The organism is Arthrobacter sp. Cza30, assembly GCF_059090765.1.
On record NZ_JBNHGA010000008.1, the window covers coordinates 208,084 to 233,388 of the forward strand.

Annotated in this window: 25 protein-coding genes; 11 read left to right on the plus strand and 14 right to left on the minus strand. The window is 68.0% G+C overall.

Annotation, left to right across the window (positions count from 1 at the left end; genetic code table 11):
• The first annotated feature begins 36 nt into the window (after positions 1–36).
• The 4 genes from AC5RVZ_RS25745 to AC5RVZ_RS25760 all read left to right on the plus strand — a co-directional run bounded on the left by AC5RVZ_RS25745 (position 37) and on the right by AC5RVZ_RS25760 (position 4,405).
• Entirely contained in the window at positions 37–1,767 is a 1,731-nt protein-coding gene (locus tag AC5RVZ_RS25745; RefSeq protein WP_494068462.1) for a sensor histidine kinase, read from the plus strand.
• 121 nt (positions 1,768–1,888) lie between these two features.
• Positions 1,889–2,323 (plus strand): nuclear transport factor 2 family protein, encoded by a 435-nt coding sequence (locus AC5RVZ_RS25750; protein WP_494068463.1) that lies wholly within the window; start codon positions 1,889–1,891, stop codon positions 2,321–2,323.
• 23 nt (positions 2,324–2,346) lie between these two features.
• A complete protein-coding gene (locus tag AC5RVZ_RS25755; protein WP_494068464.1) occupies positions 2,347–3,756 on the plus strand; it encodes a purine-cytosine permease family protein in 1,410 nt (469 codons plus the stop codon).
• 7 nt (positions 3,757–3,763) lie between these two features.
• Positions 3,764–4,405, plus strand: coding sequence for a cyclase family protein (locus AC5RVZ_RS25760; RefSeq protein ID WP_494068465.1), 642 nt, complete (start codon positions 3,764–3,766; stop codon positions 4,403–4,405).
• 142 nt (positions 4,406–4,547) lie between these two features.
• On the opposite strand, the gene AC5RVZ_RS25765 is transcribed toward AC5RVZ_RS25760, so the two are convergent.
• The gene (locus AC5RVZ_RS25765; protein ID WP_494068466.1) at positions 4,548–5,771 is read right to left on the minus strand and encodes a glycine cleavage T C-terminal barrel domain-containing protein; all 1,224 of its coding nucleotides are present in this window, start codon (positions 5,769–5,771) and stop codon (positions 4,548–4,550) included.
• A gap of 430 nt (positions 5,772–6,201) precedes the next feature.
• Here AC5RVZ_RS25765 and AC5RVZ_RS25770 point away from each other — a divergent pair, with 430 nt between their 5' ends.
• Positions 6,202–6,723 (plus strand): CarD family transcriptional regulator, encoded by a 522-nt coding sequence (locus tag AC5RVZ_RS25770; protein ID WP_494068467.1) that lies wholly within the window; start codon positions 6,202–6,204, stop codon positions 6,721–6,723.
• A 92-nt stretch (positions 6,724–6,815) separates the two neighbouring features.
• On the opposite strand, the gene AC5RVZ_RS25775 is transcribed toward AC5RVZ_RS25770, so the two are convergent.
• A complete protein-coding gene (locus tag AC5RVZ_RS25775; protein ID WP_494068468.1) occupies positions 6,816–7,499 on the minus strand; it encodes a pullulanase X25 domain-containing protein in 684 nt (227 codons plus the stop codon).
• Positions 7,500–7,598: 99 nt separating this feature from the next.
• A complete protein-coding gene (locus AC5RVZ_RS25780; protein ID WP_494068469.1) occupies positions 7,599–8,651 on the minus strand; it encodes an NAD(P)-dependent alcohol dehydrogenase in 1,053 nt (350 codons plus the stop codon).
• A 102-nt stretch (positions 8,652–8,753) separates the two neighbouring features.
• Here AC5RVZ_RS25780 and AC5RVZ_RS25785 point away from each other — a divergent pair, with 102 nt between their 5' ends.
• Positions 8,754–9,476, plus strand: a complete 723-nt coding sequence (locus AC5RVZ_RS25785) for a TetR/AcrR family transcriptional regulator C-terminal domain-containing protein (RefSeq protein WP_494068470.1) — start codon at positions 8,754–8,756, stop codon at positions 9,474–9,476.
• Positions 9,477–9,596: 120 nt separating this feature from the next.
• Complete coding sequence (locus AC5RVZ_RS25790) at positions 9,597–10,388, plus strand: ZIP family metal transporter (protein WP_494068471.1); 792 nt, start codon at positions 9,597–9,599, stop codon at positions 10,386–10,388.
• 126 nt (positions 10,389–10,514) lie between these two features.
• On the opposite strand, the gene AC5RVZ_RS25795 is transcribed toward AC5RVZ_RS25790, so the two are convergent.
• Positions 10,515–13,106, minus strand: coding sequence for an ATP-dependent Clp protease ATP-binding subunit (locus AC5RVZ_RS25795; protein ID WP_494068472.1), 2,592 nt, complete (start codon positions 13,104–13,106; stop codon positions 10,515–10,517).
• A 175-nt stretch (positions 13,107–13,281) separates the two neighbouring features.
• Between AC5RVZ_RS25795 and AC5RVZ_RS25800 the strand changes: the two genes are divergently transcribed.
• Positions 13,282–13,692: a LexA family protein gene (locus tag AC5RVZ_RS25800; protein WP_494068473.1), complete on the plus strand. Its 411-nt coding sequence runs from the start codon at positions 13,282–13,284 to the stop codon at positions 13,690–13,692.
• Positions 13,685–14,977 (plus strand): Y-family DNA polymerase, encoded by a 1,293-nt coding sequence (locus AC5RVZ_RS25805; protein ID WP_494068474.1) that lies wholly within the window; start codon positions 13,685–13,687, stop codon positions 14,975–14,977. The genes AC5RVZ_RS25800 and AC5RVZ_RS25805 overlap by 8 nt, the downstream gene beginning before the upstream one ends.
• Positions 14,978–15,070: 93 nt before the next feature.
• Here AC5RVZ_RS25805 and AC5RVZ_RS25810 read toward each other — a convergent pair whose 3' ends face one another.
• The 6 genes from AC5RVZ_RS25810 to AC5RVZ_RS25835 form a co-directional block, all read right to left on the minus strand.
• Positions 15,071–15,286, minus strand: a complete 216-nt coding sequence (locus AC5RVZ_RS25810) for a hypothetical protein (protein ID WP_494068475.1) — start codon at positions 15,284–15,286, stop codon at positions 15,071–15,073.
• A 72-nt stretch (positions 15,287–15,358) separates the two neighbouring features.
• Entirely contained in the window at positions 15,359–15,790 is a 432-nt protein-coding gene (locus AC5RVZ_RS25815; protein WP_494068476.1) for a hypothetical protein, read from the minus strand.
• Positions 15,791–15,856: 66 nt separating this feature from the next.
• On the minus strand, positions 15,857–16,075 hold the full coding sequence (locus AC5RVZ_RS25820; RefSeq protein ID WP_494068477.1) for a hypothetical protein: 219 nt from the start codon (positions 16,073–16,075) through the stop codon (positions 15,857–15,859).
• A gap of 82 nt (positions 16,076–16,157) precedes the next feature.
• Positions 16,158–17,228, minus strand: coding sequence for an NAD-dependent epimerase/dehydratase family protein (locus AC5RVZ_RS25825; protein ID WP_494068478.1), 1,071 nt, complete (start codon positions 17,226–17,228; stop codon positions 16,158–16,160).
• 141 nt (positions 17,229–17,369) lie between these two features.
• On the minus strand, positions 17,370–19,019 hold the full coding sequence (locus tag AC5RVZ_RS25830; protein ID WP_494068479.1) for a catalase: 1,650 nt from the start codon (positions 19,017–19,019) through the stop codon (positions 17,370–17,372).
• A gap of 330 nt (positions 19,020–19,349) precedes the next feature.
• The gene (locus AC5RVZ_RS25835; RefSeq protein WP_494068480.1) at positions 19,350–20,576 is read right to left on the minus strand and encodes an MFS transporter; all 1,227 of its coding nucleotides are present in this window, start codon (positions 20,574–20,576) and stop codon (positions 19,350–19,352) included.
• Between the two features lie 225 nt (positions 20,577–20,801).
• Here AC5RVZ_RS25835 and AC5RVZ_RS25840 point away from each other — a divergent pair, with 225 nt between their 5' ends.
• The gene (locus AC5RVZ_RS25840; RefSeq protein WP_494068481.1) at positions 20,802–21,281 is read left to right on the plus strand and encodes a TetR family transcriptional regulator; all 480 of its coding nucleotides are present in this window, start codon (positions 20,802–20,804) and stop codon (positions 21,279–21,281) included.
• Positions 21,282–21,418: 137 nt separating this feature from the next.
• Here AC5RVZ_RS25840 and AC5RVZ_RS25845 read toward each other — a convergent pair whose 3' ends face one another.
• Together AC5RVZ_RS25845 and AC5RVZ_RS25850 are read right to left on the minus strand one after the other, a co-directional pair.
• Positions 21,419–21,787: an iron chaperone gene (locus tag AC5RVZ_RS25845; protein WP_494068482.1), complete on the minus strand. Its 369-nt coding sequence runs from the start codon at positions 21,785–21,787 to the stop codon at positions 21,419–21,421.
• Between the two features lie 53 nt (positions 21,788–21,840).
• Positions 21,841–22,776 carry an NADP-dependent oxidoreductase gene (locus AC5RVZ_RS25850; RefSeq protein ID WP_494068601.1) on the minus strand — a complete coding sequence of 312 codons (936 nt, stop codon included), beginning with the start codon at positions 22,774–22,776 and terminating at the stop codon, positions 21,841–21,843.
• Positions 22,777–23,079: 303 nt separating this feature from the next.
• Here AC5RVZ_RS25850 and AC5RVZ_RS25855 point away from each other — a divergent pair, with 303 nt between their 5' ends.
• Complete coding sequence (locus tag AC5RVZ_RS25855; RefSeq protein ID WP_493988748.1) at positions 23,080–23,706, plus strand: malonic semialdehyde reductase; 627 nt, start codon at positions 23,080–23,082, stop codon at positions 23,704–23,706.
• Between the two features lie 118 nt (positions 23,707–23,824).
• Here AC5RVZ_RS25855 and thiD read toward each other — a convergent pair whose 3' ends face one another.
• Together thiD and AC5RVZ_RS25865 are read right to left on the minus strand one after the other, a co-directional pair.
• Positions 23,825–24,658, minus strand: coding sequence for a bifunctional hydroxymethylpyrimidine kinase/phosphomethylpyrimidine kinase (thiD, locus tag AC5RVZ_RS25860; protein ID WP_494068483.1), 834 nt, complete (start codon positions 24,656–24,658; stop codon positions 23,825–23,827).
• Between the two features lie 72 nt (positions 24,659–24,730).
• On the minus strand, positions 24,731–25,183 hold the full coding sequence (locus AC5RVZ_RS25865; protein WP_494068484.1) for a hypothetical protein: 453 nt from the start codon (positions 25,181–25,183) through the stop codon (positions 24,731–24,733).
• Between the last annotated feature and the right edge of the window lie 122 nt (positions 25,184–25,305).

Genomic DNA, 25,305 nt, shown 5'->3' on the forward strand with positions numbered 1-25,305 from the left:
GAATCCGCCTGTGACGACGATATTGGAGTCGCCGCCATGGAAAAAATCCTCGATCTGCTGATTTTGAACCGCGTGAAGTTCCATACCCTCTCCCTGCGCGGGCGGGTTGTGATGAGTCAATTGCCGCTGTCCATCACCATGCTGTTCCTGGGCGTGGGCACGTGGCTTTTTTCTCCCCCGCTCCTGGCGAATCCGCTCTTTGAACTCAGCATGGTGCTGAACGCCGTGCTGCTGGCGGCCTGTTTCTTCGTTCCGTGGGAGAAGCTGCCCTACCCGTCCTTCCTGATCATTCCGCTGCTGGATTTCATTCCCATCGCACTGCTGCGCGAAGGCGCCGGGTCGCTCCTGACAGGGGTAGGGCTGCTGGCCGCGTTCCCGGTGATCTGGCTGGCGGCCTCCGGTCAGCTGCCGCGGCTGTCCGTGATCGGGGGTGCGCTGGCCGCCCTGGCGATGGTGTGGATTCCGGTGTTCCTCAAGCAGCCTGCCGTCACATTCGAAGCGTTAATCCACCCGCTGCTCATCCCGTTTATGATGCTGGCCATCGGCATTACGGTCCGGGTCATGACCGCGAGCATGATGGAACAGCAGCGTGTGGTCGAGGCCAAGGACGCCAAGCTCCGGGCGCTGCTGGAAGCCAGCGACAGGCGCGAGCGGCTCCTGTCGACCGTCGTCAGCGCGGTGAACGTGGGCGTCCTGGCCGTCGATGAGGACGGCAATACGATCCTGCGCAACCGTCGGCAGGAAGAGCTGCGCCGCCTAGTGCTGCCCCCGGGCGACGAGGCCGCGCCGGAGTCCAGGCTCGAGCTCTACGCCGACGGAGGCAAATCGCTCATGCCGGTCCAGAATCGGCCCATCTGCCGCGCAGTACGGGGCGAGTCGTTTTCCGAATACCTGGTCTGGTTCGGCCGGCCCCCGCGGCAACGGGTACTCTCCGCGTCCGCCCAGGCGATGGTCGACGGCAGCGGCCGGCGCGAAGGTTCGGTACTCGCCTTCAACGACGTCACGGAACTGGTGTCCGCGCTGGAAGCGAAAAGCGATTTCCTGTCCAGCGTGTCCCACGAACTGCGAACCCCGCTGACCTCCATCCAGGGGTATGCCGAGTTGCTGGCCCTGACACCGGACCTGCCGGAGAACATGGCCGCAGGCCTGGACACCATCCTCCGGAATTCGGACCAGCTGCTCGCACTGGTCAAGGATTTGCTGGGCACGGCCGCCGGATTCTCTGACCTGCAGCCGGTTCCTGCGGATCTGGGGGATATTGTCGCGCAGGCCGTAGCAGCAGCAGAACCCCGGGCCGCCGCCGGCGGCATTACATTCGCCGTAGAGGCCCCGCCTGCCCTGCGGGTGGTCTGCGACCCGGCGCGCGTCCGGCAAGTGTTGGATAATCTGCTGTCCAACGCCATCAAGTACTCCCCGCAGGGCGGTGACGTCACGGTCAGCTGCGCCGGCGACGACGAAATGGTTCGGTGCGAGGTGGCGGACCGGGGCATGGGGATGGGTGCCGAGGAGAGCCGCAACGTCTTCACGCGGTTTTTCCGCAGTCCAGCAGCCCGCCGTAGTTCCATCCCGGGGCTGGGCCTCGGACTTGCCCTGTCCAAGGACATCGTGGAACGGCACGGCGGCAGCATTAGCTGTGAGAGCGAGCCCGGCAGGGGCAGCGTCTTCACGTTTACCCTGCCCGTCGCCGGTCCACCCCGAGACGATGAATCCAAAGCCGATAACGCCAGCGTCCAAGGTGCCACCCTCGGCGCCCGGCAAGAGCCGTAACCCCCGCCGCCCCGCGCTGCCGCAGCGGCCGCCCCTTGCGGCGGAGATCGCTCTTGGCAACACTTGTTTCACGGGGGAAACTCCCCGTCGCAGTCGGCCATGCTGCAACAAGGAGGCCGCCATGGGCGCCGCCGCTCCGCATACTCCCTCCCATGATCAAGTCCTGGAGGCCGCGGCAGGCATTGTCGGGGCTTTCGCAGCTACCGACACCGACCGCTACTTCGCGGCATTCGCCCCGGACGCCAGCTTCGTTTTCCACACGGAACCGGCGCGCCTGGACAGCCGCGACGGGTACGAGGTGCTGTGGGCGCGGTGGCTTGCCGAGGGGTGGCGGGTGGTCGCCTGCGGATCCACCAACCAGCACGTGACGGCCTTTCCCGGCGGCGCGGTCTTCGTGCACGATGTGGCAACGACCGTTGCCCTGCCGGACGGCGAAGACTCGTACCTTGAGCGCGAAACGATCGTCTTCCGCTACGAGGACGGCGGTCTTATCGCGGTGCACGAGCATCTCTCACCGATGCCGCCTCCGGGGCAGGTCCAGGCCCCGCCTACCTAAATCCTTACGTTCCGAGGACCACCATGAACCTCTACCAGCGCCTCGATACCCACCTGCAGCAGAACGCGGACGGCTTCGGCCCCATCCGGGGAACGTTGTCCACCCCGCGGATCGGAATGATCTGGCTGGCCGCCAACTTTGTGGTCACCACCCTGCTGACCGGCACGCTTTTCATCCCCGGCATCGACTTCGGCTCCGCCATCTGGCTCATCGTCATCGGCACCTTGGCCGGCGCCGTGGTGCTGACGCTGATCGGCAACATCGGCACCCTGACCGGCCTGCCCACCATGGCCATCACCCGCGGGGCCTTCGGCACCCGCGGCAGCCTGCTGCCGGTGGCCGCCAATGTGATCATCCTGATGGGCTGGAGCTGGGTGCAGGCCATGCTTGCCGGCGTCACCGTCAATTACGTAGTGGCGCAGCTGACCGGCTTCTCCAACCCGATCCTGTTCGCCGTGCTGTGCCAGACACTGGTCGTCTGCCTTGCCATCCTCGGACACGAAGGCATCGCGAAGGTAGAACCGTGGCTCGCCGTCGTCATTCTCGCGATCATGGTGTACGTCTTTACCACCGCCTTCACCACGTTCGGCCCGGCGGAGTTCGGCGGCATCGGCGTCGACGCGACGCTCGGCTACACCAGCTTCGTGGTGCTGGACATCGTGATCGCGACGGCCATCTCCTGGACCGTTCTGTCCGCCGACTTCAACCGCCTGGCCAAGTCCAGCCGCGCCGGCATCCTCGGCTCCGGCATCGGCTACACCATCTCCACGGTTCTGGCCATGTCGCTGGGCGCCACCGCCATCGGCTACGTGATCCTCTCGGGCGAGCCGGCTGCCGAGTTCGATCCGACCGTCATCGTGGCCGCCTTCGGCACCCCGCTGGCCATCGTGATCTTCATGTCCGTCATGGCCACCAACACGATGGTGGTCTACGGGATGGTCACCACGATCGTGAATGCGCAGTCCCGGTGGAAGCTCCGGTTCCTGCCCACAGCCCTGGTGGTCGGCGTCATCTCGATAGCCGGGTCCACCTGGCTGGCCCTGTTGAACCAGTTCACCGACTTCCTGGTCACGATCAGCGCGTTCTTCGTGCCGGTGTTCGCGATCATGATCGTGGATTACTACATCATCAAGCGCCGGAGCTACAGCCGCGACATCCTGAGCGAAGGAGGCGGAAGGTACTGGTACACCGGCGGGGTGAACTGGGCGGCCATCGGAGTATGGGTCATCGGTGCTGCGGCCTCCTACATGCTGACCTACCTGTGGCCCAGCCCCGTCGGCGCAACCATCCCGGCCTTCGTGCTCAGTTTCCTGCTGTACCTGGCCCTGTCCATCAAGAGCCGGGAACGATTCGCCGGCGAACGGGCCGGGCACCTGGCGGAGCAGCCGGGGGCAGTGCCCGGCGCCGAGCTGCCCAGCGCCGGGGGAGACTGAGCCCGCCGTGGGGTGCGTGGACCTGACCCACCCCGTCTCCTCGGGGATGCAGGTCTACCCCGGGGACCCGCAGGTGAAGATCAGCCGTGCGCTGACCATCACCCAGAACGGGGTTGAGGTCTCCGAACTGCAGCTGGGCAGCCATACCGGCACCCACTTCGATGCGCCGTGCCACAGCATCGACGGCGGCCGCACCACCTCCGAGGTGCCCCTCGACGAACTTGTAGGCGACGCCCTGGTGCTGCAGGTTCCGGACCTCGCCGCGGGGGAGGAGATCCGATGGCACCGGCTGGCCGGCCAGGTGCCGGGAAGCGTGCCCGCGATCGTGGTGGTGGCCACCGGGTGGGCCCGGCACTTCGGCACCGAGGCGTACCTGGACCACCCGGTGCTGTCCCGGGCGGCAGCGGATGAACTGGTGCACCGGGGCATGCGCGTGCTGGCCGTGGACACGCTGAATCCCGACCGCACCCTGCAGCCTGCCGAGACCTTCAGCCTCCCGGTGCATGAGCTGGTGCTGGGTTCCGACGGCCTAATCGTGGAAAACATCAGGCACGCCACTTCGCTGCCCGCCAGCTGCCGGGTCGGCTTCTTCCCGCTCAAGCTCGCCGGAGCGGACGGCGCCCCGGTCCGGGCCGTCGCCTGGACGTAGCCCCGAACGACGGCGAGGCCCGCCGCCTCCGCGAGACGTAGCCCGAACGACCACGGGGCCCGCCTCGGCGAGACGTAGCCCCGAACGACGGCGGGGCCCGCCTACGCGAGGTGGGCTCCGCCGTCGTTGTGGTTTTGACCGGTCAGTCCTTGGGCGTGGACTTGGCCGGGTCGACGAAGGGCTTTCGGACGACCTGTCCTTCGCGGACTCCCTCGGGCGTGTGGATGGACAGCGCGGTGCCTTCGCCGCTGAGGTCGATGGGCACCATGGCCAGGCCGATGTTCCGTTGCAGCCGCGGGGAGTGGCAGGCGCTGGTGACCTCCCCGATGGGGGGGCCGTCGCCGACCGAGACCGGGAACGGCTCGATCATGGAGCCGTCGTTGTAGCTGCCCAGCGGCTCGCCGCCGATCTCGACGCCGACCATCAGCCGGTCGATGCCCTTCTCCCGGATGCGGCCGAGCGCTTCCTTGCCCACGAAGTCCGCTTCCTGGTCCAGATCGACCATCCAGTTGTAGTCGTAGCCGACCTCCAAGGGGTTGGTGCCGAGGGTGATGTCGCACCCGTAGGCCAGCATGCCCGCCTCGATCCGGCGGATGTGGCAGGGACCGATGACCCGCAGGTCGTGCGCCTGGCCTGCTTCCCAGACGGTGTCCCAGAGGCGCCCGGCGTTTTCGGTGGCGTTGTAGAGGTAGATCTCGTAGCCGACCTCGCCTGTGTAGCCGGTCCGGCTGACCACCACGTCCATGCCGTTCAGGGTGTGGTGCTGCATGTAGTAGTACGGCATGTCCAGGATCTGCGGGCCGAACAGGTCGGACATGAGCCCCTTGGCCTTCGGGCCTTGGACCTGGACGGGCGCCACGTCCACCTCTTCCACGGTGACGTCCCAGCCGCCGGCGTGCGCCAGGCCCATGGCCCACAGGTGCACGTCGCTGTCCGCCAGCGAGAGCCAGAACTTGTTCTCTTCCACGCGCAGCAAGATGGGGTCGTTGATGATGCCCCCGTCGGCGGCGGTGATGAAGGCGTACTTGCACTGGCCGACCTCGCACTTGGTCAGGTCCCGCGGGGTGAGCATGTTGGTGAAGTCGAAGGCCTGCGGGCCGCTGATCTGCAGCTGCCGCTCCACGCCGACGTCCCACAGGGTGACGTCGTTCAGCAGCGACCAGTACTCGCTGACCGGGTCGCCGTAGTGGCGCGGATGGTACGTGTGGTTGTACACGCTGTAGGCCGCGACGCCGTGCTCCCGCGACTTCCAGAAGTACGGGGACTTGCGCAGCCGGGTGTAAAGGGTGACGGCCGGGTTGGGGTTGACGCGGGACGAATCGGTGCCGTTGAACTGGGCGGAGCCAGAATCGAGAATCTCCGACATAGGGGCTTCCTCCTTCGAGGTTCTGGCGCCAGCCGGACTTGAGGAGTTGCGCATGATGCGCAACTTTGCGCCATGTGAGACTGCCATGGTGGCAGTCGCTGTGCCGGGGAGTCAAGGGGCAGTGTCATCCCGTTGAGCGGGGCCGCGGCGGCCCTTCTGCGGCGCCGGTGCGGGGCCGAGAGGGGCTCCACCGGCCGGCATTCCCGGGAACATCGGCCGCACGCGTGAGATAATTGAGGCAGCCAAGCTCGCGGGGCAGGGGCGGGTCCATCCGCATGGATCTGAGCCGATCCGCGTGCTCACATTATCGAAGCTCCGGTTTGCGGACCGCAGTTACGATGCGTGGGACGACCGTCTGGCGCGAGGGCCCCCGGGGCGCTCCGTCCACTGATGTCGAGTGTGGCGCTCGTGCGAATCAGAGGACTCTTGAATGCTGTTTGCTGAAGGTCAAACCCTTGTTCACCCACACCACGGTCCGGCCGTTGTCCGCGGCATCAGGACCCGGCCCCTGCGGCAGGACGCGGAATGCCGCTACGTCATGTTGGAGGTCAAGAACTCGAACCTGACGGTCGGTGTCCCGCTGGAGCGTGCCGAGCAAGTCGGCCTGCGGCCGGTCTTCGACGAGGGACAGCTGGAGGCACTGTTCGACGTGCTGCGCGCCGCCTCGCGGGAGGAGGATCCGCAGTGGTCCCGGCGCTTCAAGGACAACCAGGAACGGCTCCGCACCGGCGACATCTTCGTGATCGCCGGATTGGTCCGCGACCTTTCCCGGCGGCTTCACGCGAACGGCAGCATGTCCCACGCCGAGAAGGACATGCTGCAGTACGCCAAGAAGCCGCTCGTCACGGAGATTGCGCTGTCCAGGGGCATCGACCTGCAGGAAGCCGAAGAGATCCTCGACGCCGTGGCGGCCGGTTCGGTACCGGAGGTGGAGCCCCTGGCCAGCGCCTGAACGACGACGGCGCGCAGGGCGCCGGCGGGCTTGGCGGGCGGCGCGCGGCAGGCTGGACGGGCGGCGCGCATGACGCGCCAAGCCCCGAACGGTCAGGCGCGGACCAGTCGGGACGTCGCGGCCAGGTCGTGGATGGCGTGGTCGTACGCGATGGTGAGCGCGCCGCCGTCGTGCTGGAACTCGTGGTTGGCGCCGTCAAGCACGCCATACGCCCCGTAGTTTTCCTCCCACGAGCCGTTCAGCGCGAACTTGAAGGCATACCGCCCGGCGGGCAGCTCGGCGTCCAGCTTCCACAGGCCGTCGGTGGCGTCGAAGCGCATCTGCACTGCCCCGTCGGCCGGGTCCCAATCGTGGTCGGCGCCGAGCAACACGCCGAAGTCGCCACCCACGGCGACTCCCGCAGGTTGGTCGGCGGGCACAACGGGCTCCGCTGCCGGCGGCGACGGTTCCGGCAGCGGGGTTCCCGCCGCGAGGGCCGCGGCCAGTTCGGCCGCATCGGGAAAGGCGGTGACGGCCCGCAGCCCGTCCTCGGTGATGGCCCACCCGCCGCGGCCCTTGGACATCCAGCCGGCTTTCACCAGCCGGGCGGTCGCCGTCGTCAGGTTTTTGAATCCGCGGGGCACGCCGCCGCTGAGCAACTCCTTCTCGTGCGCGGTCGGCGGAACGTGCCGCAATGCCTCGCTGATGACCTCCCTGGCGTCCGGCCGGGTGCCGGTTGCGGCTGCCGCCGCCAGGATTTCGAGGACAGGTTTGAGACGCAGATGAGTCTTGAGCATGGCCGTGGCTCCTTCGCGGGGCTGCCGGAACTGGTGACGCTCCCAGTCTGTTACCCGGCCGTGCCGAGCACCACTATTTGGCGTTGTGTGTCGGCTCCCCTAGACCTTGATGACCACCTTGCCCCGCACCTCGCCGGCCTCCAGGCGGCGGAGTGCTTCCGGCATCTGCTCCAGCGGATAGGTGTGGTCGAGCACTGGTTTCAGCTGCCCCGAGGCGATCAGCTCACTCAGCCGTTCCAGGTCCGAGGCCGCCTGGCGAGCCATGAACATGACAACACGCTGCCGGTTGAAGAGGGACAGGAACATTCCGCCCAGCGGCCTGTACAGGCCGCCCGTCCAGCGGTCGCCGTGCTCGCCGCCGACAATGACCGCCGTGCCGTCTGGGGCAAGGGCCCGGCGCACGCGCGACAGGGACGGGTTCCCGGCTATGTCCACGATCACGTCAAACAGGTGTCCTGCTGCCGCAAAGTCTTCGCGGGCGTAGTCGATGACGGTCTCGGCGCCGAGGCTCCGCACCAGCTCCGCCTTGGCGGCACTGCACACGCCGGTGACCGTCGCGCCCAGGGCCGTGGCTATCTGCACGGCGTAGGTGCCGACGCCGCCGGAGGCCCCGGTGATGAGTACGCGGTGCCCGGCTTGGACGCGGCCGATGTCCCGCAGCGCCTGCAGCGCCGTCACACCGGAGACCGGAAGGGCCGCTGCCTGCTCAAAGGTCAGTTCTGCCGGCTTGGGGGCCAGCAATGACTCCGCTGCCACCGCAAATTCCGCGAAGGAGCCCTTGCCGAAACCGAAGACTTCGTCCCCGATTGAAAATTTCGTGACGGCACTGCCTACCGCCGCTACCGTTCCCGCGACGTCAAGCCCGGGGACCGGATTCTTGGGTGACTTCCACCCGGAGACAATGCGGACCGGATACGGCAGGCCGGTGGCCATGTGCCATGTCCCGCGGTCCAGGCCTGCGGCGCGGACCTTGATGAGGACTTGGCTTTCGCCGACCTCCGGTACCGCGATATTGGCGGGGTGCAAAGCATCGGTGATTCCGTACCGGGCCTGCACTATTGCGCGCATGGTGGGTTTTGCCGGGCCGGGGGAGGCGCTGCCCTGAAGCGACTCCGTGCTCGCGGCCGAAGGGGAGGATTCTGTTGGTTCCATGGGACTTCCTTCTCGAGGATGTGGATGACGTGGAGCCCAAGTACTTCGTACAAAGTACGAAGCTACCGTACAAAGTACGAGAATGCTATAGTCGCGGGAACAATGATCAAGAAACCGGGCAGCGCCCCCGCGCAACGTGAACCACTCAGCAGGGAAAGGGTGCTCCGCGCCGCGATGGACATCGCCGACGGCGGCGGGCTGGCGAGCCTGACCATTCGTTCCTTGGCCCGGGCCTTGGACGCCAAGCCGATGTCGCTCTACCACCACGTCCGGAACAAGGACGAGATCCTGGACGGCATCGTCGACGCCGTCTTCGAAGAGATAGAGCTGCCGGTGCCGGGCCGGGAGTGGGCGGCGGAGTTGAAGCGGCGTGCCGCCTCGGCCCGCGACGTGCTGCGCCGCCACCCGTGGGCCATAGCCTTAATGGAATCGCGCACCACGCCGGGGCCGGCAAACCTGCGCCACCACGATGCGATCCTGGGCACCCTTCGGGCTGCCGGGTTCTCGCTGCCGCTGGCCGCACACGCCTATGCGGTGCTCGATGCCTACGTCTACGGGACGGCTCTCCAGGAGGCGTCGTTGCCTTTCGATGGGCCGGACAGCTTGGCGGAGGTCGGCGGGCCGATGGTGGAGATGTTCACCGTCCAGGACTATCCGCACCTGCGGGAGCTTGCCGTGGAGCATGTGCTGCAGCCCGGATACGACTTCAGCCACGAGTTCGAGTTCGGCCTCGACCTCATTATCGGCGGGCTGGCGGCGTCGCTGCAGGGCCGATCCGGGACTGGCGAAGAGCCAACGGAACGGGCCGAAGCACCCTCGCCCTGAGCCACGGGGTCGCGGGCGAGGCCGTGGTGGCTGAAACGGTGGAACGCGGATTGGAGGCCGGAGGGCCGGTGAGGCCCCGCCTTTATTCCGCCGCTGCTTCCGTTTTCCTATACTGGCGGGATGGGAATGCCGGTGCTATTCGGCGTCGTGGCTTCCAGCGCCTTGGTGCTGGGCGCGTTCATCGGTGTGAAGTTCGAGCTTCCCAAGCGTCTTCTGGCGATCCTTCTGTCCTTCGCGGCCGGTGCGCTGATTACGGCGCTGGCATTTGAACTGTTTGAAGACTCCTACGAGCGCGGCGGCATTTGGCGGGCGGTGATCGGCCTGGGCGCTGGTGCTGCGGTGTTCACGACCCTGAGCGCGCTGCTGGACCGCTGGGCGCAGCCATCGTCCCGTTCCACGCCGGCAGCCGAGTATCAGGGCAGCGCCAAGCTGGATACCAATGCGGCCGCCACGGAGCATGCCCCGACGGCTGAGACCGTGCGGGGCACCGCCGGACTCGCTCTGCTGGCAGCGGTAACGCTCGACGGCGTGCCCGAGAACCTTGCGCTGGGTGTCGCCCTGGGTGAGGGAACCGGCGGGTTGGCCCTGCTCGCTGCGATCTTCGTCTCCAACCTGCCCGAGGCGCTGGTGGGAGCCGCCTCCATGCGCAGCCAGGGCAAGTCGGCGCTCGCGGTCATCGGGCTCTGGAGCGCCTGCGGAGCCCTGCTGGTCATCGCCGTCATGATTGGCGCGGGCCCGTTGTCCGGGGCCGATCCGGAATCCATCTCCCTGCCGCTGGCCTTCGCGGCCGGGGCGGTGATTGCCTCGTTGGCCGACACCCTCATGCCCGAGGCCTACGAACACGGTGGCCCGGCGGTCGCCCTGAGCACGGCGGCCGGGTTCGTCTTGTCCTACGCGCTGTCGCTGGCCTGAGCCGGAGCGGCGGGACACCCCGTCCTGTAGAGTGCCCCGCCATCGCTCCGGTGGCGCGGTTGCCGCGCTCGTGGTGCGGTCGGTGCGCCGATATGCGGCCACCGCGCCCGGCATGCGGTCGCTGCGCTAGGCCGCCGCGGCCATGTTGTCCGCCGCCACCCGCAGCCCGTCCTCGCCGGCGGCCACGCGGATCCGCCCGCCTTCGGCAACGGCCTCGGCCACCAGCAGGTCCGCTATCCGGTCATCCAGCTCGCGCTGGATCACGCGGCGCAGGGGCCGGGCGCCGTATTCGGGCTCGTAGCCGGCCTCGGCGATCCAGGCCACGGCGTCCTCGCCCACCTCCAGCGCGATGCCCTGTGCCGCCAGCCGGGCTTCGGTCTTGCGCAACTGCAGCCGCACGATGGAACGCAGTTGCTCCTGCTCCAGCTTGCGAAACAGCACAATCTCGTCGATCCGGTTCAGGAACTCCGGCCGCATGGTCTCGCGCAGCCGGCCCATCACCCGGGCGCGCAGATCCTGCTCGCTTCCGAAGCCGTCCACCCCGTTGTTGGCGGTGAAGCCCAGCGCTCCGCCCTTGCTGGCCAGGAACTCCGAGCCGAGGTTGGAGGTCATGATCACCACCGTGTTGCGGAAGTCCACGGTGCGGCCCTGCCCGTCGGTGAGGCGTCCGTCGTCGAGGACCTGCAGCAGGAGGTTGAACACGTCCGGGTGGGCCTTCTCCACCTCGTCCAGCAGCACCACCGAGTACGGGTGCCGGCGGACGCGCTCGGTCAGCTGGCCGGCCTCACCGTAGCCGACGTAGCCAGGAGGGGCACCGACCAGCCGCGAGACGGTGTGGCGCTCGCCGTATTCGCTCATGTCGAAGCGGACCATGGCGTCCTCGTCCCCGAACAGCGACTTAGCCAGCGCCTTGGCCAACTCCGTTTTGCCCACGCCGGTGGGGCCCAAAAACAGGAAGCTGCCGACGGGGCGGCCTTCGTCCCCCATGCCGGTGCGGTTGCGCCGCACGGACTTGGCGATAGCGGTCACCGCATCGTCCTGGCCAATTACCCGGGTGTGCAGGTCCTCCTCCAAGCGGGCCAGCCGCTGCCGGTCGCCCTGGGTCAGCCGGGCGGCCGGTATGCCGGTGGCGCGGGCAATGATCTCGGCGATCTCGGCCTCGCCCACCACATCGGAGGGCGCGACGCCTGGGGCGCCGCCGTCGTGACCTTCCGCGGCTTCGGGGGCCTGCTGGTGGGCGGAGGCGGCTTCCAGCCGGACCTTCAGCTCTTCGATCTCGTCGCGCAGCTTCGAGGCGTCCTCGTAGCGTTCCTCGGCGACGGCGGCGTTCTTGGCCGACTCCAGCTCGGCCAGCCGGCCGCGCAAGGCCTCCACGTCAACGCGCGGGCCGCGTCGCAGGCTCAGTCGTGCGCCGGCCTGGTCGATCAGGTCGATCGCCTTGTCCGGCAGGAACCGGTCGGTGAGGTAGCGGGAGGACATCTCGACGGCGGCGCGGATCGCTGCGTCGGTGTACGCCACCTGGTGGTGCTCTTCGTAGCGGTCCTTGAGGCCGGACAGGATGCGGACGGCGTCCTCGATCGAGGGCTCGCCGACCATGACGGGCTGGAAGCGCCGCTCCAGGGCAGGGTCCTTCTCCACCTTGCGGTACTCGCCCAGGGTGGTGGCGCCGAGCAGGTGCAGTTCGCCGCGGGCCAGCCGGGGCTTGAGGATGTTGCCGGCGTCCATGCCGCCCTCGCCGCCGCCGCCGGCGCCGATCACGGTATGCAGTTCGTCGATGAACACGATCAGCTCGCCGCTGGCGGCGCTGATCTCGTCCAGGGTCTTAGTCAGGCGTTCCTCGAAGTCGCCGCGGTAGCGGGTGCCGGCCAGCATGCCCGGCAGATCCAGCGACACCACCCGCTTGCCGCGCAGCTGTTCCGGGACGTCGCCGGCCACGATGGCCTGCGCCAGCCCCTCGGCGATGGCGGTCTTGCCCACACCGGCCTCGCCGATCAGCACCGGGTTGTTCTTGGTCCGGCGCGCGAGGATTTCGATGGTCTGGGCGATTTCGTCCGCGCGACCGATCACCGGGTCCAGCCGGTCCTCCCGGGCCTGAGCGGTCAGGTCGGTGCCGAACTGGTCCAGCATGGGCGTTTCCGCCTGAGTGCCGGTGCTCTGTCGCGGGCCGGTTGCAGGGGTGGGGCCGTCGGGCTGCTCCGCGGCTTCCTCTGCCGCCTGCTGCAGTGCCTGCGGGGTGACGCCCGCGCCGGCCAGGATCTGGCCGGCGGGGGTTTCCTGGTTCAGAACGAAGGCCGCGAACAGGTGCTCGGGGTCGATGTAGGTGGAGCCGAACGCGCGGGCCACCTGGTGGGCGTCCAGCAGGGCACGCTGCGCCGACGGCGTGAGCGTCGGCGTTTCCCGGGTCGGGCCGGTCTTTTCCGGCAGGCCCTGCTCCGCGGAACGCGCGATGGCCTGCGGGTCCGCGCCGGTCAGCTTGATCTGGCTGGCGGCCGGCTCCTGGCCGACCATGACGTGCAGGATGTGCAGGGCGTCCACCTCGATGTGGCCGAGGCCTGCGGCGAACCGGGCTGCCTGCGCGAGCACCTCATGGGTGCGGCGGCTGAGCAGCCGAGTGAGGTCGACCGTGCGGGATTGGGCCGCCCGCTGGCCCTGCAGGTAGCGGGCCAGGAACTCGTCGAATGAACCGTTGCCGGAAGCTGGTCCGAAGAACAGTGGCATGGATAATCCTCCTGTGGAACGTGAGTGCCTTCGACTCATGTTAACGCCTTCAGGGCAGGATTATTCCAGAAGTTTCCTAAACTTGAGTGCGGCTGACTCACGTGTGGTCCGAGGTGGGCCGGTGCTAGTGTTGTGTTCGAAGCTTTGTTCGAAGACGGGGGTCGGGATGTTCGGTATGGAGCAGCCGTCTAATGCGTCGGCCGGCCCGGAGATGGGCAGCGGCACGCCCGAGGAGGCCCGCGGTTTCCCGTCACCGGCCAGAGACTACTTCCACGGCGGCATTGATCTGAACCGGCACCTGATCCGCGACCGCACCAGCACCTTCGTGATGCGGGTGGCCGGAAACTCGATGGCCGCGGCCGGGATCAGCGACGGCGATGAGCTGATCGTGGACCGCTCGCTGACGCCCCGCGACGGTTCGGTAGTGATCGCGGTGCTGGACGGAGAATTGGTGGTGCGGCGCCTGCATCTGACCGCGGACGGCGTGCGGTTGCAGACGGACGACGGCGGCGTCCCCACCGAGGTGGGCGAACTCGCCGACCTGAGCATCTGGGGCGTCGCCACCCGTTGCCTGCACCATGTCTAGCGCTCCCGTGCCCGGGGAACGGATCGCGCTGGTGGACGTCAACAATTTCTACGTCTCCTGCGAGCGGGTTTTCGATCCGTCCCTCGAGGGACGCCCCGTCGTCGTGCTCTCCAACAATGACGGCTGCGTGGTGGCGCGTTCCGAGGAAGCCAAACAGCTGGGGCTGAAGACCGGGACGCCGTGGTTCCAGGTGGCGCCGCGCGCCAAGGCCTGGGGGCTGGTCGCGCGTTCCAGCAACTACGAGCTGTACGGGGACCTGAGCGCCCGGGTGATGGAAGTGCTCGGCCGGTTCGGGGCCTGGCAGGAGGTCTATTCGATCGACGAGTCGTTCCTGGGCCTGCCCGGCGACGAGCCCCAGTTGTTGGAGACAGCCGGCCGGATCCGTGCCGCAGTGGTTCGTCAGGTGGGCGTGCCGGTCAGCGTCGGTGTGGCGGAGACCAAGACGCTGGCGAAGTTCGCCAACCACGTGGCCAAACGGAATCCCCAGATGTCCGGGGTGTGCTCGCTGGGCTCGATGCTTGCTTCCGACGTTGCCTGGATCCAGTCGCGCGTCCCGGTAACCGGGCTGTGGGGCGTGGGCGAACGGACGGGGAAACGGCTGAACGCCCTCGGGATCGAGTCGATCGCAGACCTCAAGGCCGCCGACCCGCAGGCAATCCGCAAGAAGTTCTCCGTGGTGCTGCAGCGAACCGTGCTGGAACTGAACGGGACGCCCTGCATCCCGCACACGGAGGAGCGGGCCGACAAGCAGCAGATCATGTTCTCGCGCAGTTTCTCCACACCGGTGACCACTCTCGAGGAGATGGACCAGGTGATGGCTGTCTATGCCCAACGCGGGGCGGCCCGGATGGCGGCCGAGGGACTGCGCGCCTCGGTGCTGACGGTGACGGCGGGGACCAGCAGGTTCGCCGGCGGCGAGGCATCGTTTCCCGCAGCCAGCGTCCACTTGGCGACGCCTACGCAGGACCCGATTCAGCTGACCAAGGCTGCCGTGGCTGCCATGCGCGGCTGCCTGATTCCGGGCGCCCACTATGTCCGGGCAGGAGTCCTGTTGTCGGGGCTGGAGCCCGCGGCCGGCCAGCAGACCTTCGACCCGTTCGTCAGCGATGTGGAACAGCGGCACATCGGCGACCTGCTGGGCGCGGTGCGTACCAAGTTCGGCGAAGCCTCGATCGGCCTCGGCCAGGGCGGGCTGGCCGCCCCCGCGGCGTGGTCAATGAAACGCGAATTTTCCTCGCCGCGCTACACCACCGAATGGAGCGACCTGCCGGTGGTCAAGGCGTAGCAATTATCTGTGCAACGGGGCACGGCAGCAGCGGTGAAACGGGGCAAGGCAGCGGCCGTTTATCTCGACGGCCGCTGCCTTGCCCGCGGTGGATCAGTCGCTCGGGCTCGTGTCGGTGGTTAGCCCGCGGTCGTCCGCGCTTTCCCGGTCCTTCTCTTCGGCCGGCCCGGGCGCGATGTTCATGCCTTCCTTGCCCTCGGGCTCGGGGGCGGAATCAGCCGTCTGCTGCTCCTGAGCATCCGGCGGATCGGCCGCGGTGGCCGGCTGGTCCCGCGGACCTTTGACCTGGCCGGTGTCGTTCTCGGTCATGCCAGTCCTTCCTTCTGCCGTTGATGCAAGCGGACCCCGGCGTGGGCCCCGCCTGCGGAAATCCCGGGCAGGTTAAACTCCAGGCGGGCGCAGGTCGTCCCTGTTACTGGTGGCGGGTCCGCCCGGCATGGCGCCTCCCTCGCCCGTCCAGCTCTGCCCGAGTTCGTCGCTGTGCGCCGGATCCGAGACGGTGTCGCCGAGGGTGGTCGTCGGGCCGGTGGTGCCAGTGGTGCCGCCGTCGTCCTTACCCGAACCGTGGTTGCCGGGCAGCTTGGAGGTCGCCGCGGATCCTGCCTTTTTGGCCGCTTCGGTGACACGGTCGGCCACACCCGGTGCCTTTTCCTTCACCATGTCGGTGGCTTCGTGGACTTTTTCCTGCACCGCTGGATTCTGCCAGAACTCCTGGCTCTTGGCCTTCAAAGAATCGTAGGCGGACCTTCCGGATTTCGAACCCAGGACGAATCCGAGGGCGATGCCGGCGCCGAATGTAAGTTTCCCTTTCACAGCGTGCTCCTGTCTGTAGACGGTTGATGGGCGGTGCTGGGTGGACTGTTGGCGGGCGGTGCCAGGTCAGCCGGGGAACGGCGCGTTGGGCGCGTCCCCGCGGCCGTCCTTATCCTTATCGCCGTAGGCTTTCTTGACCAGGTCGTCGGCGAGTTTTTCGTCCCCGTGGACCGGGATGCTGGCCTCGTTGACTTCCTTGTCGATGCCGCCTGCGTCGGCGGGAGTCAAAGTGTCGTCATGCGCGTCGTCCGGGTGTTCCGGGCGGCGCTCCTCGTTCGGATTCATCAGGTCCTCCTTCTCGAGCGGGTCGTCCTGTGGGATCAGACCGGGCAGCTGCGCTCTTCGCGCGGCTTCCCATGGGGCCACACTACGCGCCGGTCCCCGGCTTCGCACGGGTCCAGCGGCTGCGCGGGCGCATCGCAGGGGATTCCGTGACCCCTCCGGCCCCGGCCATCCCCGCCAGCACTTCACGGATCGCCGACAACGAATCCACCTGCGGTATCCAGCCGAGTTCGTCCCTGGCCCGGCTGGTGTCCATGACCGGAGCGTAGCGGGCCATGTCCACCCAGCCGGGGTCACTGGCCAGCAGCCGGAGGGACCACGCCACGCCCACCAACTGCCGCACCAGCGGCACTGGAACGGGCAGCCAGCGCCGGGCACCGAACAGGGAGGCGACGAGTCCGGGCGTTACCACCGGCTCGGCCGCCACGTTAAAGGCGCCCCTCGCGCCCTGGTCCAGCACCCGCCAGTAGGCGTCCGCCACGTCATTGGCATGCAACGCCTGGAAGATGAACTCCTCGGGGAACGGGAACAGCGGCAGCCGCAGCCGGTTGATGAAAAACTTGGGGATCCACCGGCCCACAAAGTAGCGGCCGATCTGGCTGCCGGCCTCGGCCTGGAATATCAAACCGGGCCGCAGCCGTGCCACCTTGATTTCCGGGTGGTCGTCGGCGAACTGGTCCAACAGCGCTTCCTGCTGGCCCTTGAACCGGCTGTAGTGCGAGCTGGCGATGCCTCTGGCCGGCCAATCCTCGCGGACCCGGGAGTGCTTCGGACCCGGGCTGTACGCGCCGACCGACGAGGCGCAGACCACCTGCCCGACGCCGGCGTTGGTGGCAGCGGCGAGCACGTTCGCGGTGCCGTCCACGTTCACCCGGCGCAACTGCCATTCATCGTGGTTCGGCTGCAGCAGCCACGCGAGATGGACGACGGCGTCGCATCCCTTGAAGGCCTGCGTGAGGCTTTCCCGGGCATCACGGGAGGCGATGTCCAGGGAAACCCACGTGACGCCGTCGTACGGTTCCGTCGTGGCATCGGGCAGGCGCCGCGCAATGCCGACGATCTCCACGTCGTCCGCGCGTTCGCCACGCGCCTTCTGCAGCCGGCGCAGCACTGCTGTACCGACATTCCCGCTGGCTCCGACCACCGCGACTCGCATGGACAGACGCTACCGCGGATGCCACGCCTTGGCGAGGGCCGGTGCGGCGGCTGACCGCCGGAATCCGGGCAGGATACGGCTGCGGTCCGGGGATCTCCGCAGGTCAGCCCCCGCTTAAACGTCTAGGTCGCGCGGTGAAGGCTAGCGCTCCACTTTGACGCGCTCGTTGGGCACGCAGTGCGTCATGGTCAGCCCGGAAACGTCCCGCGGCCCGTTCTTCCCGAGGTTGGCCATCCACTGCTGCTCCGCTTCGGAGAGATTCTGGCTGGCCAACGGCCCAAGATCCTTCACCTCGTCCAGCGAGATGCCGATGCCGCCGCCCACACCCTCGCCGAGCTCGTCCGCGATCATGTAGAGGTGCCAGAGCATGCGCTCCTGAACGGGCCTGTCGCACTGGGACAAGGCGTTGGTCAGGTTAGTGATCAGGTCCTCACGCTCCCAGCCCTCTTGCAGATAGAACCGCTGGCCGGCCTGCAGGTAGTCGTTGGTCCGCTCGATCCGTTCCCGGGTCAGCCGGCCGCTGACCTCCGGCCCAATGGCGTGGTGGTAGCCGGAATCCTTCTCCGCCTCCTGCAGCCCGCCGGTGATGGTCGGCTCGTAGTTCACGTGCGGGTTCTGGCCCGGCGCCGTGTCCACAAAGTGCGCCAGCTGGCCGTCCCGCTGGTTGGTGGCCACCGGCACCTTCGGGCTGTTGACCGGCAGCTGCAGGTAGTTCGGGCCTACCCGGTGCCGCTGGGTGTCGCTGTAGGAGAACGTGCGGCCCACCAGCATCTTGTCGTCGGAGAAGTCCAAGCCGTCCACCAGCACGCCGGTGCCGAACGCAATCTGCTCGCTCTCGGCGAAGAAGTTCTTGGCGGTGCGGTCCAGCACCATCCGGCCGACCGGCTGGGGAGGGAACTGTTCCTCGGGCCAGACCTTGGTATCGTCCAACGGGTCGAAGTCGAGTTCGGGATGCTCGTCGTCGGACATCATCTGCACCACGAGCTCCCACTCGGGGTAGTTGCCGGCTTCGATGGCGTCGTAGAGGTCCTTGGTGTGTGAGCCGAGGGTCTGCGCCTGCACGTTCGCGGCGTCCTCAGCGGTCAGCGACTTCACGCCCTGCTTGGGCATCCAGTGGTACTTCACCAGCACCGTCTCGCCGGCGGCGTTAACCCACTTGTACGTGTTCACGCCGAAGCCTTGCATGTGCCGGTAGTCCGCAGGGATGCCGCGGGGGCTGAAGACCAGCATGACCATGTGCATGGATTCGGGGGACTGGCTGAAGAAGTCCATCGCCCGGTTCGGCACCGACGCCTCGAAGTTCACCGGGTCCGGCTTCTGGGAGTGGATGAAGTCGGGGAACTTGAGCGCGTCGCGGATGAAGAACACGCCCAGGTTGTTGCCCACCATGTCCCAGTTGCCGTCCTCGGTATAGAACTTCACGGCAAATCCGCGCGGGTCGCGGGCCACCTCGGAGGAATCACGGCCGCCGGCCACGGTGGAGAAGCGGATGGCGAGATCGGTGCGCTTGCCCGCTTCCTGGAACAGCTTGGCGCGGGTGAACCTGGTGATCGGCTCGTCCCCCCACTTGCCGTAGGCCTCGAAGTAGCCGAAGGCCGTGGTGCCGCGCGCATGCACCACGCGCTCGGGCACGCGCTCGCGGTCGAAGTGGCTCATCTTCTCCAGGAACTGGTAGTTCTCCAGGGTCGCCGGGCCGCGGGCGCCGATCGTTCGCGTGTTCTGGTTGTCGTAGACCTTGTGGCCCTGGCGGTTGGTCAGGGGCTGGTCCGGGGACTGGGCCGCATCGGTCATGACTGATCACTCCTAGGAAAAGAGGGTGGCCGCTTGCCGTGATTCCAGCTTCCTCCTCGGTCGGGGCGAGGGCAAGAGTCCGACGGCGGTGCGGCCGAGCTGCGCGGGGAGTGGCCGGGGGCTGTGCTTTTCGCTCCCACGTCTCGGCGGCGGCTCCTGGCGTTTCGCCTAGTCAGCGCGCTTTAGCGGTCGCCAAAGACGGGAAGTTACTCCGATACATGGGAGCGAACACGCCGGAAGGGAGGTTCACGCGGGAGGGGAGGTTCACGCCGGACCCCGCCGAGCCCGCGCCGGCCCCACCCGGCCCCGGCCCGGCCGCACGCGCAGCCCCTACCGGTGGGCGAAGCTGAGCCCCAGGCGTTTCTCGCTCAAGTACACGCTCAGGCCAATGCCAAGGGCCGCGAACGCGCAGGTCATCCACCAGGTGGACTGCCAGCCGCCGGTAACCGTGGCCAGCCAGGCGATCATGGCCGGGCCGGTGAAGTTGCCGACGTTGAAGATCTGCTGCATCAACCCCATGGCGGCCGGCGGGGACCCGTCCGCCGGCGCCAGGTCCACGGCCATGCGGGTGAGCGTGGACGGGATCACCGAGCCCACCATGGAAAACAGCGCCACGCAGGCGAACTGGATGGCCATGCCGCCCGGCGCGACGATCCAGTCAATGCCGAAGGTGAGCACCGTCGTCGTGCCCATCAGGATGAAGGTGGGGATGATCAGCAGCCGCGGAGGGACGCCGCGCTGCAACAGGGGAGCGGCGCCGATGGCACCCAACGCGTTGAGCCCGCCCACCACCGCGGACAGGATGCCCGGCCAGATCCCGGTGACACCGTTCTGCTCGTAGATGGTGGGCAGGAAGCCGACCACGGCCATCCACTGGACGGTGTAGCAGGCGAACACCACGCCGGCGATCCACGGCTTGGGCGACCGGACCGTGCGGCCGATGCGTCGGGTGGCGGCGGGCAGGCCGGAACCGTCGCGCCGCGGGTCCTGCGGCACGAACTTCAGCACCAGCGGGATCGGGATGAGCGTCAGGGCGGCCATGATCCACCACCACGTGTGCCAGCTGGTGGCCTGCAGGATGAGCGCGCTGGCCACCAGACCGGCGAAGGTCGCGAAGCCTTGGTACGCGCTCCAGAAGCCAACCGCCAGATTGACGCGGACCCCGGGCGTGTTCGCCCGGATCAGCCCTGGCGCCACCACCGTGGTCAGCAGGAAGCCCGCTCCTTCGAGTGCGCGGCAGGCCATCAGCACGGCGGCCGAGTCGGCGAAGCCCCCGATGACCGATCCGATGATGAGCAGCCAGAGGCCGGCGAGCAGGCAGCGGCGTGCGCCGATCAGTTCCGCCAGCAGGGAAACCGCCAGGCCGCCGATCATGCCGGCCACCTGCACCACTCCCAGCAGCACCCCGGCCTCCACCAGGGACATGCCGAGCTCGTCCCGGATCACGGGAATGGCCGACGGCAGCTTCCAGATGTGCATCGCGGCCGTGACGCCGGCCAGGACGACGACGATCCATGCCGCGTCTGCCCGCGGCCGGGTGGCGCTGGTCGTGGCCACGCTGCTCCTTTCCGGCGGGTTCGATTAGTTGCCCGTACAGACTATCCGCGGCCGGAGAAGGGTGACGTTCGGCACGTAAGACGGGCGCCGGCGTCGTAATAGTTGACTACGATATCGGCGGAGCCGGGCGGGCTCGGCGCACAATGCCGAGGGGCGGCAGCACCGCGCCACCGTGGATAGACTGGCCAAGGCGGCAAACCCGCCGGGGAACTACGGGAGGGCAACATGTTCGAACCTGGGGCGCCGATCGACGAGGTCGAGCGTGACGTCGAAGCGATCATCATGGAATTGGTGCACGAGCTGGGCGAGCGGGCCGACGCCGATCCGGAGCCGCTGGGCGCCGAGGAGCGCGCCTACATCGCGGCGTTTTCCGACGCCCAGGCCAACAACGACCGCAACCAGACGGCGTTGCTGTCGACGGCGATCCGGCAGCCGAACCTGGCCGAGTCGCTGGTCTACCTTAACCAGCGGCTGGACCGGCAGGACCTTGACCCGCGCGAGCCCGTCGGCATCATCGGGATCATCGTCCGGCTGGCGATGGACGGGCTGTGGGTCTCGGACATGCTGGACAGCACGCGGTTCAGGCCGGAGGACCGGCGCCGGATCACCGACGTGCTCACCGGCATGACGTACCTGACCGACGCGCGGCTCAAGGAGCTGCTGGCCGAGCTGGCGCCGAAGGGACGGGCGTCCCGGAAGGACTGACCAGCGCCGACTGCGCCACCGGGCCCGCCCGCAGCTTAACCGCTGAGGGGCGGGCCCGTCGTCGTAACGGGCCGGCCCCGCAGCTTAGCGGTGAGGGGCGGGCCCGTCGTCGTGAGGAATCCGGGCCGTCCGAGGTGTTAGGCGTCGGTTGCGTCGTGGCCGCGCTGGCGGGCCAGAGCCTTGACGACCCGGGTGATCAGGTCGTACGGAACGGGCCTCCGCAGCGGGAACTTCAGGGTTCCCTTGGCCGCCAGGTACGGTTCCATGTCGTGCTGCAGCGCCGCATCGGCTTCCGGCACGGGGTAGAGCGAGACGTGGTGTTTCCAGCCGGCGAAGTAGACCAGGTAGTGTCCCTCGAACATGATGGTCGGCATGGCGTAGCTGATCTTCTCGTCAGCACCCGGGACGGCGCTGTGGATCGTTTGCCGGATCTCCTGCAGGATGATCCTGACGTCCTCGGGGAACGACGCGATGTAATCGTCGACCGTCGCAAACTGCTCCGCCATCCTGTCCCACCTGCCGCTTTCCGGTCGTGCCTTATCCGGGGTCCGGCCTTGCCCTATCCGACGTGTCCCGGGAAGGGCGTCAGCACGATCTTGCCGGCGGCGTGGCCTTCCTGGCTGTAGCGCACCGCCTCTGCGGCCTGGTCCATGCCAAACGTGCGGTCGATGTCCACGGTGAGTTTGCCGGCGTCGGCCAGTGCGCTCAGCCGCGCGAGTTCTTCAGCGTCCGGGCGTACCCAGATGTAGTGGCCGCCGTGCTTGGCTGCGGCCGGATCGGCGATCGAGGCGTGCCGCCCGCCGTTGCGCAGCACGGCCAAGGTGTCCTCCAGGACCCGTCCCGCGAAGTCCGCCACGGCGTCCGCACCCTGCGGAGCGAGCCCGCGGACGCGGTGCACCAGCCCGTCGCCGTATTCCACCGGCTCCGCGCCGAACTCCCGCAGCCGTTGGTGGTGTTGCTTGGAAGCGGTGGCGATGACCCGGAGGCCGCGCTCGACGGCGAGCTGGATGGCGATTCGACCGACTCCTCCGGAGCCGTTGTGGATCAGGAGCGTCTCGCCGGTTGACGGGGCCAAGGCGTCCAGGGTCCGCTGTGCCACCATGCCGGTGAGCGGCAGTCCCGCGGCCTGCTCCCAGCCCAGCGATTCCGGCTTGCGCGCCACCATGGACACCGGCAGCGCCACGAACTCCGCGTACGTTCCGCCGCTCACGGTGTCACGGCGGCCGTAGGCATAGACTTCGTCGCCGGGGGCGTATTCGGGGGTGTCCGGTCCCAACTCCTCGACGACTCCGGCCACGTCCCAGCCGGGAATCACCGGGAAATGGACGTCCAGCATCGAGTCCAGTCCGCCGGACATCACCTTCCAGTCCACCGGGTTCACGCTGGCCGCCTTGACCCGGATGAGCACCGACCCCGGTGCCACCTTCGGCCGCCGAACCTCCGACTGCTCCAGCACCTCCGGCCCGCCGTAACGGGAGTAGGTCATGGCCTGCATGGTCTTAACCAACGGATGCCGCCTTCCTGTTTTCGCTCCACCCTAGTGGCGGGCCGTTGCCTTGCCTATGGCCCAGGGCTCGCACGGAACGGGGACCCGCGCTCGGCAGGCAGCTCCCGCCGCCGGCCGTTTCCCCCGTCGCGCTCGGCAGGCGGGCCCCCGCCGTCCCCAACCGTTTCACCCGCGGCGCAACGGCCTGGGGCAGGAACCGGTGACGTAAGGAACCTCACAGTCCCGCAGGAAATTCCGGCGTGGAGGGGCGGTGTTCAACCCTGTAGACCCATCCCGCAACTAAGGAGTCACATGAGCGTCGAAACCGTAGACGTCAGCCTGGAAAACGAACTGTCCGTGGACCGCGAGGCCGCGAACCAGTTGTTCCTGGAAGCCCGCACCGCGAACACCTTCTCCACCGAGCCGGTCTCGGACGAGCAGCTCGCGGCCATCTATGAGCTGGCCAAGATGGGCCCGACCATGATGAACAACCAGCCGCTGCGCATCACCTGGGTCCGCTCCGCCGAGGCCCGCGAAAAGCTGGGCGCACGCATGGCGGAAGGCAACCGCGCCAAGACGCTGACGGCTCCGATGGTCGCCGTGCTCAGCTACGACGCCGACTGGCACGAGCACTTCGAGACCTTCTTCCCGCACGCTCCCGAGCGCAAGGCAATGTTCGACGACAACGCCGAAATGCGCGCCGAGGTCGCCAAGAACAATGCGTGGCTGCAGGCCGGTTACTTCATCATGGCCGTCCGCGCCGTGGGCCTGCACGCCGGCCCGATGGGCGCCTTCGACGCCGCCGGCATCGACGAGGACTTCAACGCCGGAACCTCCCACCGCACGTTCATGGTGGTCAACGTCGGCACCCCGGGCGAGAACCCCTGGTTCCCGCGGCTGCCCCGGCTGGACGCGGAAATCGCCGTGCAGACGGTCTGATTCCGTTAAACCGCTGACGACGGCGGTGCCCACCCACCGGGGGCTTGCGAGCTTCCCGGGGGAGGGCGCCGCCGTCGTCGTTTAAAGAGGGCGGGTGAGGGCCGCCGCGGGCGGCCGGTCAGGACAGCGCGGCGCCGCCCTGCCAGAGTGCGTCGAACGGGGCGTGGGAGGAAACCCGCGCCTTGATGCCCTCGGTGACGAAGTGCTTGGCGGTCTTGGCCGCCTGCAGCGGGGTGGCGCCCTTGGCCAGTTCGGCGGTCACCGCGGCGGCCAGGGAGCAGCCGGCGCCCGAGACGGCCACTTCGCCGACCTTCGGCGCGGAGAGCACTTCCAGGGTTTCGCCGTCGTAGTAGACGTCCACCGCGTCCGGGCCGGCCAGGCGTACGCCGCCCTTGGCCAGCACCGCGGCGCCGGAGGCCTCGTGGATGATCTTGGCGGCCCGTTTCAGGTCCTCGACGTCGTTGATCGTGATCCCGGAGAGGGACTCGGCCTCGAAGTGGTTCGGGGTGACGAAGGTGGCCAGCGGCAACACCTGGGCCTTGAGTGCCTGGTCCGTGTCCAGCGCGTGACCGGGTTCCTGCCCCTTGCAGATCAGTACCGGGTCCAGCACGATGTTGTCCCATTCCTGGTTCTGCAGCGCCGCCGCGACCGTGTCGATGGTTGCGGGCGAGCCGAGCATGCCCAGCTTGACCGTCTTCAGCGAACCCTCATAGCAGGTTTGGATCGCCTCCAGCTGATCGGCGATGACGCCGGCGTCCACCGGGACGAAGCGGTGGTTCCAGTTGTCCTTGGGATTGAAGGACACGATGCAGGTCAGGGCGGTGATGCCGTAGGTGCCCAAAGCCTGGAAGGTCTTCAGGTCGGCCTGGGCTCCCGCGCCTCCGGTGGCTTCGGAGCCGGCGATGGTCAGCGTGATGGCGGGCCGGTTGGTTTCGGTGATGGAAACAGACATGCGGCTATTTTCCACTGACACACCCTCCGGATCCTAATGACGTCGGCGGCGCCCACCGCCGGGCGGACGTGCTCAGCGGATGTCCACCATGCGCCATACGCTGAACCGGCCGATTGCCGCGGCCAGCCCGATCAGCGCCGCCAGTTCCAGCGTGCCGAGGGGGTCGCCGCTGGAGAGCGAGACCAGGATCAGGAACGAAGCCGCCGTCATGACCGCGAAGAACGCCAGCACGTGCAGCCACTGGTTGGCCACCGGCCGGAGCAACATGCCCAGCACAAAGGCGATGGGCGCACCGATGACCAGTCCAACGCCGCCGGCGTACAACCCGACGACCAACGCCAGGAGCGCGGCCGAGGCGAATTGGTGCCAGCTGAGCGGGCCGCCGGCCAGGGTGAGCAGCAGGGCGCCCAGCGCGAACACGGAGACGGCCACGAGGAATCCGACCACGAAGGCCCCGAACCCGAACGTCACCCGGTGGCGCGGGTTGTTGTCCTCGAAGACGTCGGGTTCGGGCTCCTGTGTCATACAGCCAGAATAGGTCGGCGGCGGTTCTGGGGCAGCCGGGCATCTCAGGCGCGGGAGCGCGGCGCCCCGCGCGCATGGGAGAATGGTAGGCGGTCCGGGTGGCAGACGGACCCCTAGTGCTA

Excerpts from the sequence above, each read along its gene's own strand:
- AC5RVZ_RS25800 (WP_494068473.1), top strand. The coding sequence starts at position 13,282 with ATGGAGCAGCCGTCTAATGCGTCGGCCGGCCCGGAGATGGGCAGCGGC.
- AC5RVZ_RS25825 (WP_494068478.1), bottom strand. The coding sequence starts at position 17,228 with ATGCGAGTCGCGGTGGTCGGAGCCAGCGGGAATGTCGGTACAGCAGTG.
- AC5RVZ_RS25770 (WP_494068467.1), top strand. The coding sequence starts at position 6,202 with ATGCTGTTTGCTGAAGGTCAAACCCTTGTTCACCCACACCACGGTCCG.
- thiD (WP_494068483.1), bottom strand. The coding sequence starts at position 24,658 with ATGTCTGTTTCCATCACCGAAACCAACCGGCCCGCCATCACGCTGACC.
- AC5RVZ_RS25765 (WP_494068466.1), bottom strand. The coding sequence starts at position 5,771 with ATGTCGGAGATTCTCGATTCTGGCTCCGCCCAGTTCAACGGCACCGAT.
- AC5RVZ_RS25840 (WP_494068481.1), top strand. The coding sequence starts at position 20,802 with ATGTTCGAACCTGGGGCGCCGATCGACGAGGTCGAGCGTGACGTCGAA.
- AC5RVZ_RS25865 (WP_494068484.1), bottom strand. The coding sequence starts at position 25,183 with ATGACACAGGAGCCCGAACCCGACGTCTTCGAGGACAACAACCCGCGC.
- AC5RVZ_RS25755 (WP_494068464.1), top strand. The coding sequence starts at position 2,347 with ATGAACCTCTACCAGCGCCTCGATACCCACCTGCAGCAGAACGCGGAC.
- AC5RVZ_RS25805 (WP_494068474.1), top strand. The coding sequence starts at position 13,685 with ATGTCTAGCGCTCCCGTGCCCGGGGAACGGATCGCGCTGGTGGACGTC.
- AC5RVZ_RS25775 (WP_494068468.1), bottom strand. The coding sequence starts at position 7,499 with ATGCTCAAGACTCATCTGCGTCTCAAACCTGTCCTCGAAATCCTGGCG.
- AC5RVZ_RS25750 (WP_494068463.1), top strand. The coding sequence starts at position 1,889 with ATGGGCGCCGCCGCTCCGCATACTCCCTCCCATGATCAAGTCCTGGAG.
- AC5RVZ_RS25850 (WP_494068601.1), bottom strand. The coding sequence starts at position 22,776 with ATGCAGGCCATGACCTACTCCCGTTACGGCGGGCCGGAGGTGCTGGAG.
- AC5RVZ_RS25845 (WP_494068482.1), bottom strand. The coding sequence starts at position 21,787 with ATGGCGGAGCAGTTTGCGACGGTCGACGATTACATCGCGTCGTTCCCC.
- AC5RVZ_RS25855 (WP_493988748.1), top strand. The coding sequence starts at position 23,080 with ATGAGCGTCGAAACCGTAGACGTCAGCCTGGAAAACGAACTGTCCGTG.
- AC5RVZ_RS25830 (WP_494068479.1), bottom strand. The coding sequence starts at position 19,019 with ATGACCGATGCGGCCCAGTCCCCGGACCAGCCCCTGACCAACCGCCAG.
- AC5RVZ_RS25790 (WP_494068471.1), top strand. The coding sequence starts at position 9,597 with ATGGGAATGCCGGTGCTATTCGGCGTCGTGGCTTCCAGCGCCTTGGTG.
- AC5RVZ_RS25795 (WP_494068472.1), bottom strand. The coding sequence starts at position 13,106 with ATGCCACTGTTCTTCGGACCAGCTTCCGGCAACGGTTCATTCGACGAG.
- AC5RVZ_RS25810 (WP_494068475.1), bottom strand. The coding sequence starts at position 15,286 with ATGACCGAGAACGACACCGGCCAGGTCAAAGGTCCGCGGGACCAGCCG.
- AC5RVZ_RS25785 (WP_494068470.1), top strand. The coding sequence starts at position 8,754 with ATGATCAAGAAACCGGGCAGCGCCCCCGCGCAACGTGAACCACTCAGC.
- AC5RVZ_RS25745 (WP_494068462.1), top strand. The coding sequence starts at position 37 with ATGGAAAAAATCCTCGATCTGCTGATTTTGAACCGCGTGAAGTTCCAT.
- AC5RVZ_RS25820 (WP_494068477.1), bottom strand. The coding sequence starts at position 16,075 with ATGAATCCGAACGAGGAGCGCCGCCCGGAACACCCGGACGACGCGCAT.
- AC5RVZ_RS25780 (WP_494068469.1), bottom strand. The coding sequence starts at position 8,651 with ATGGAACCAACAGAATCCTCCCCTTCGGCCGCGAGCACGGAGTCGCTT.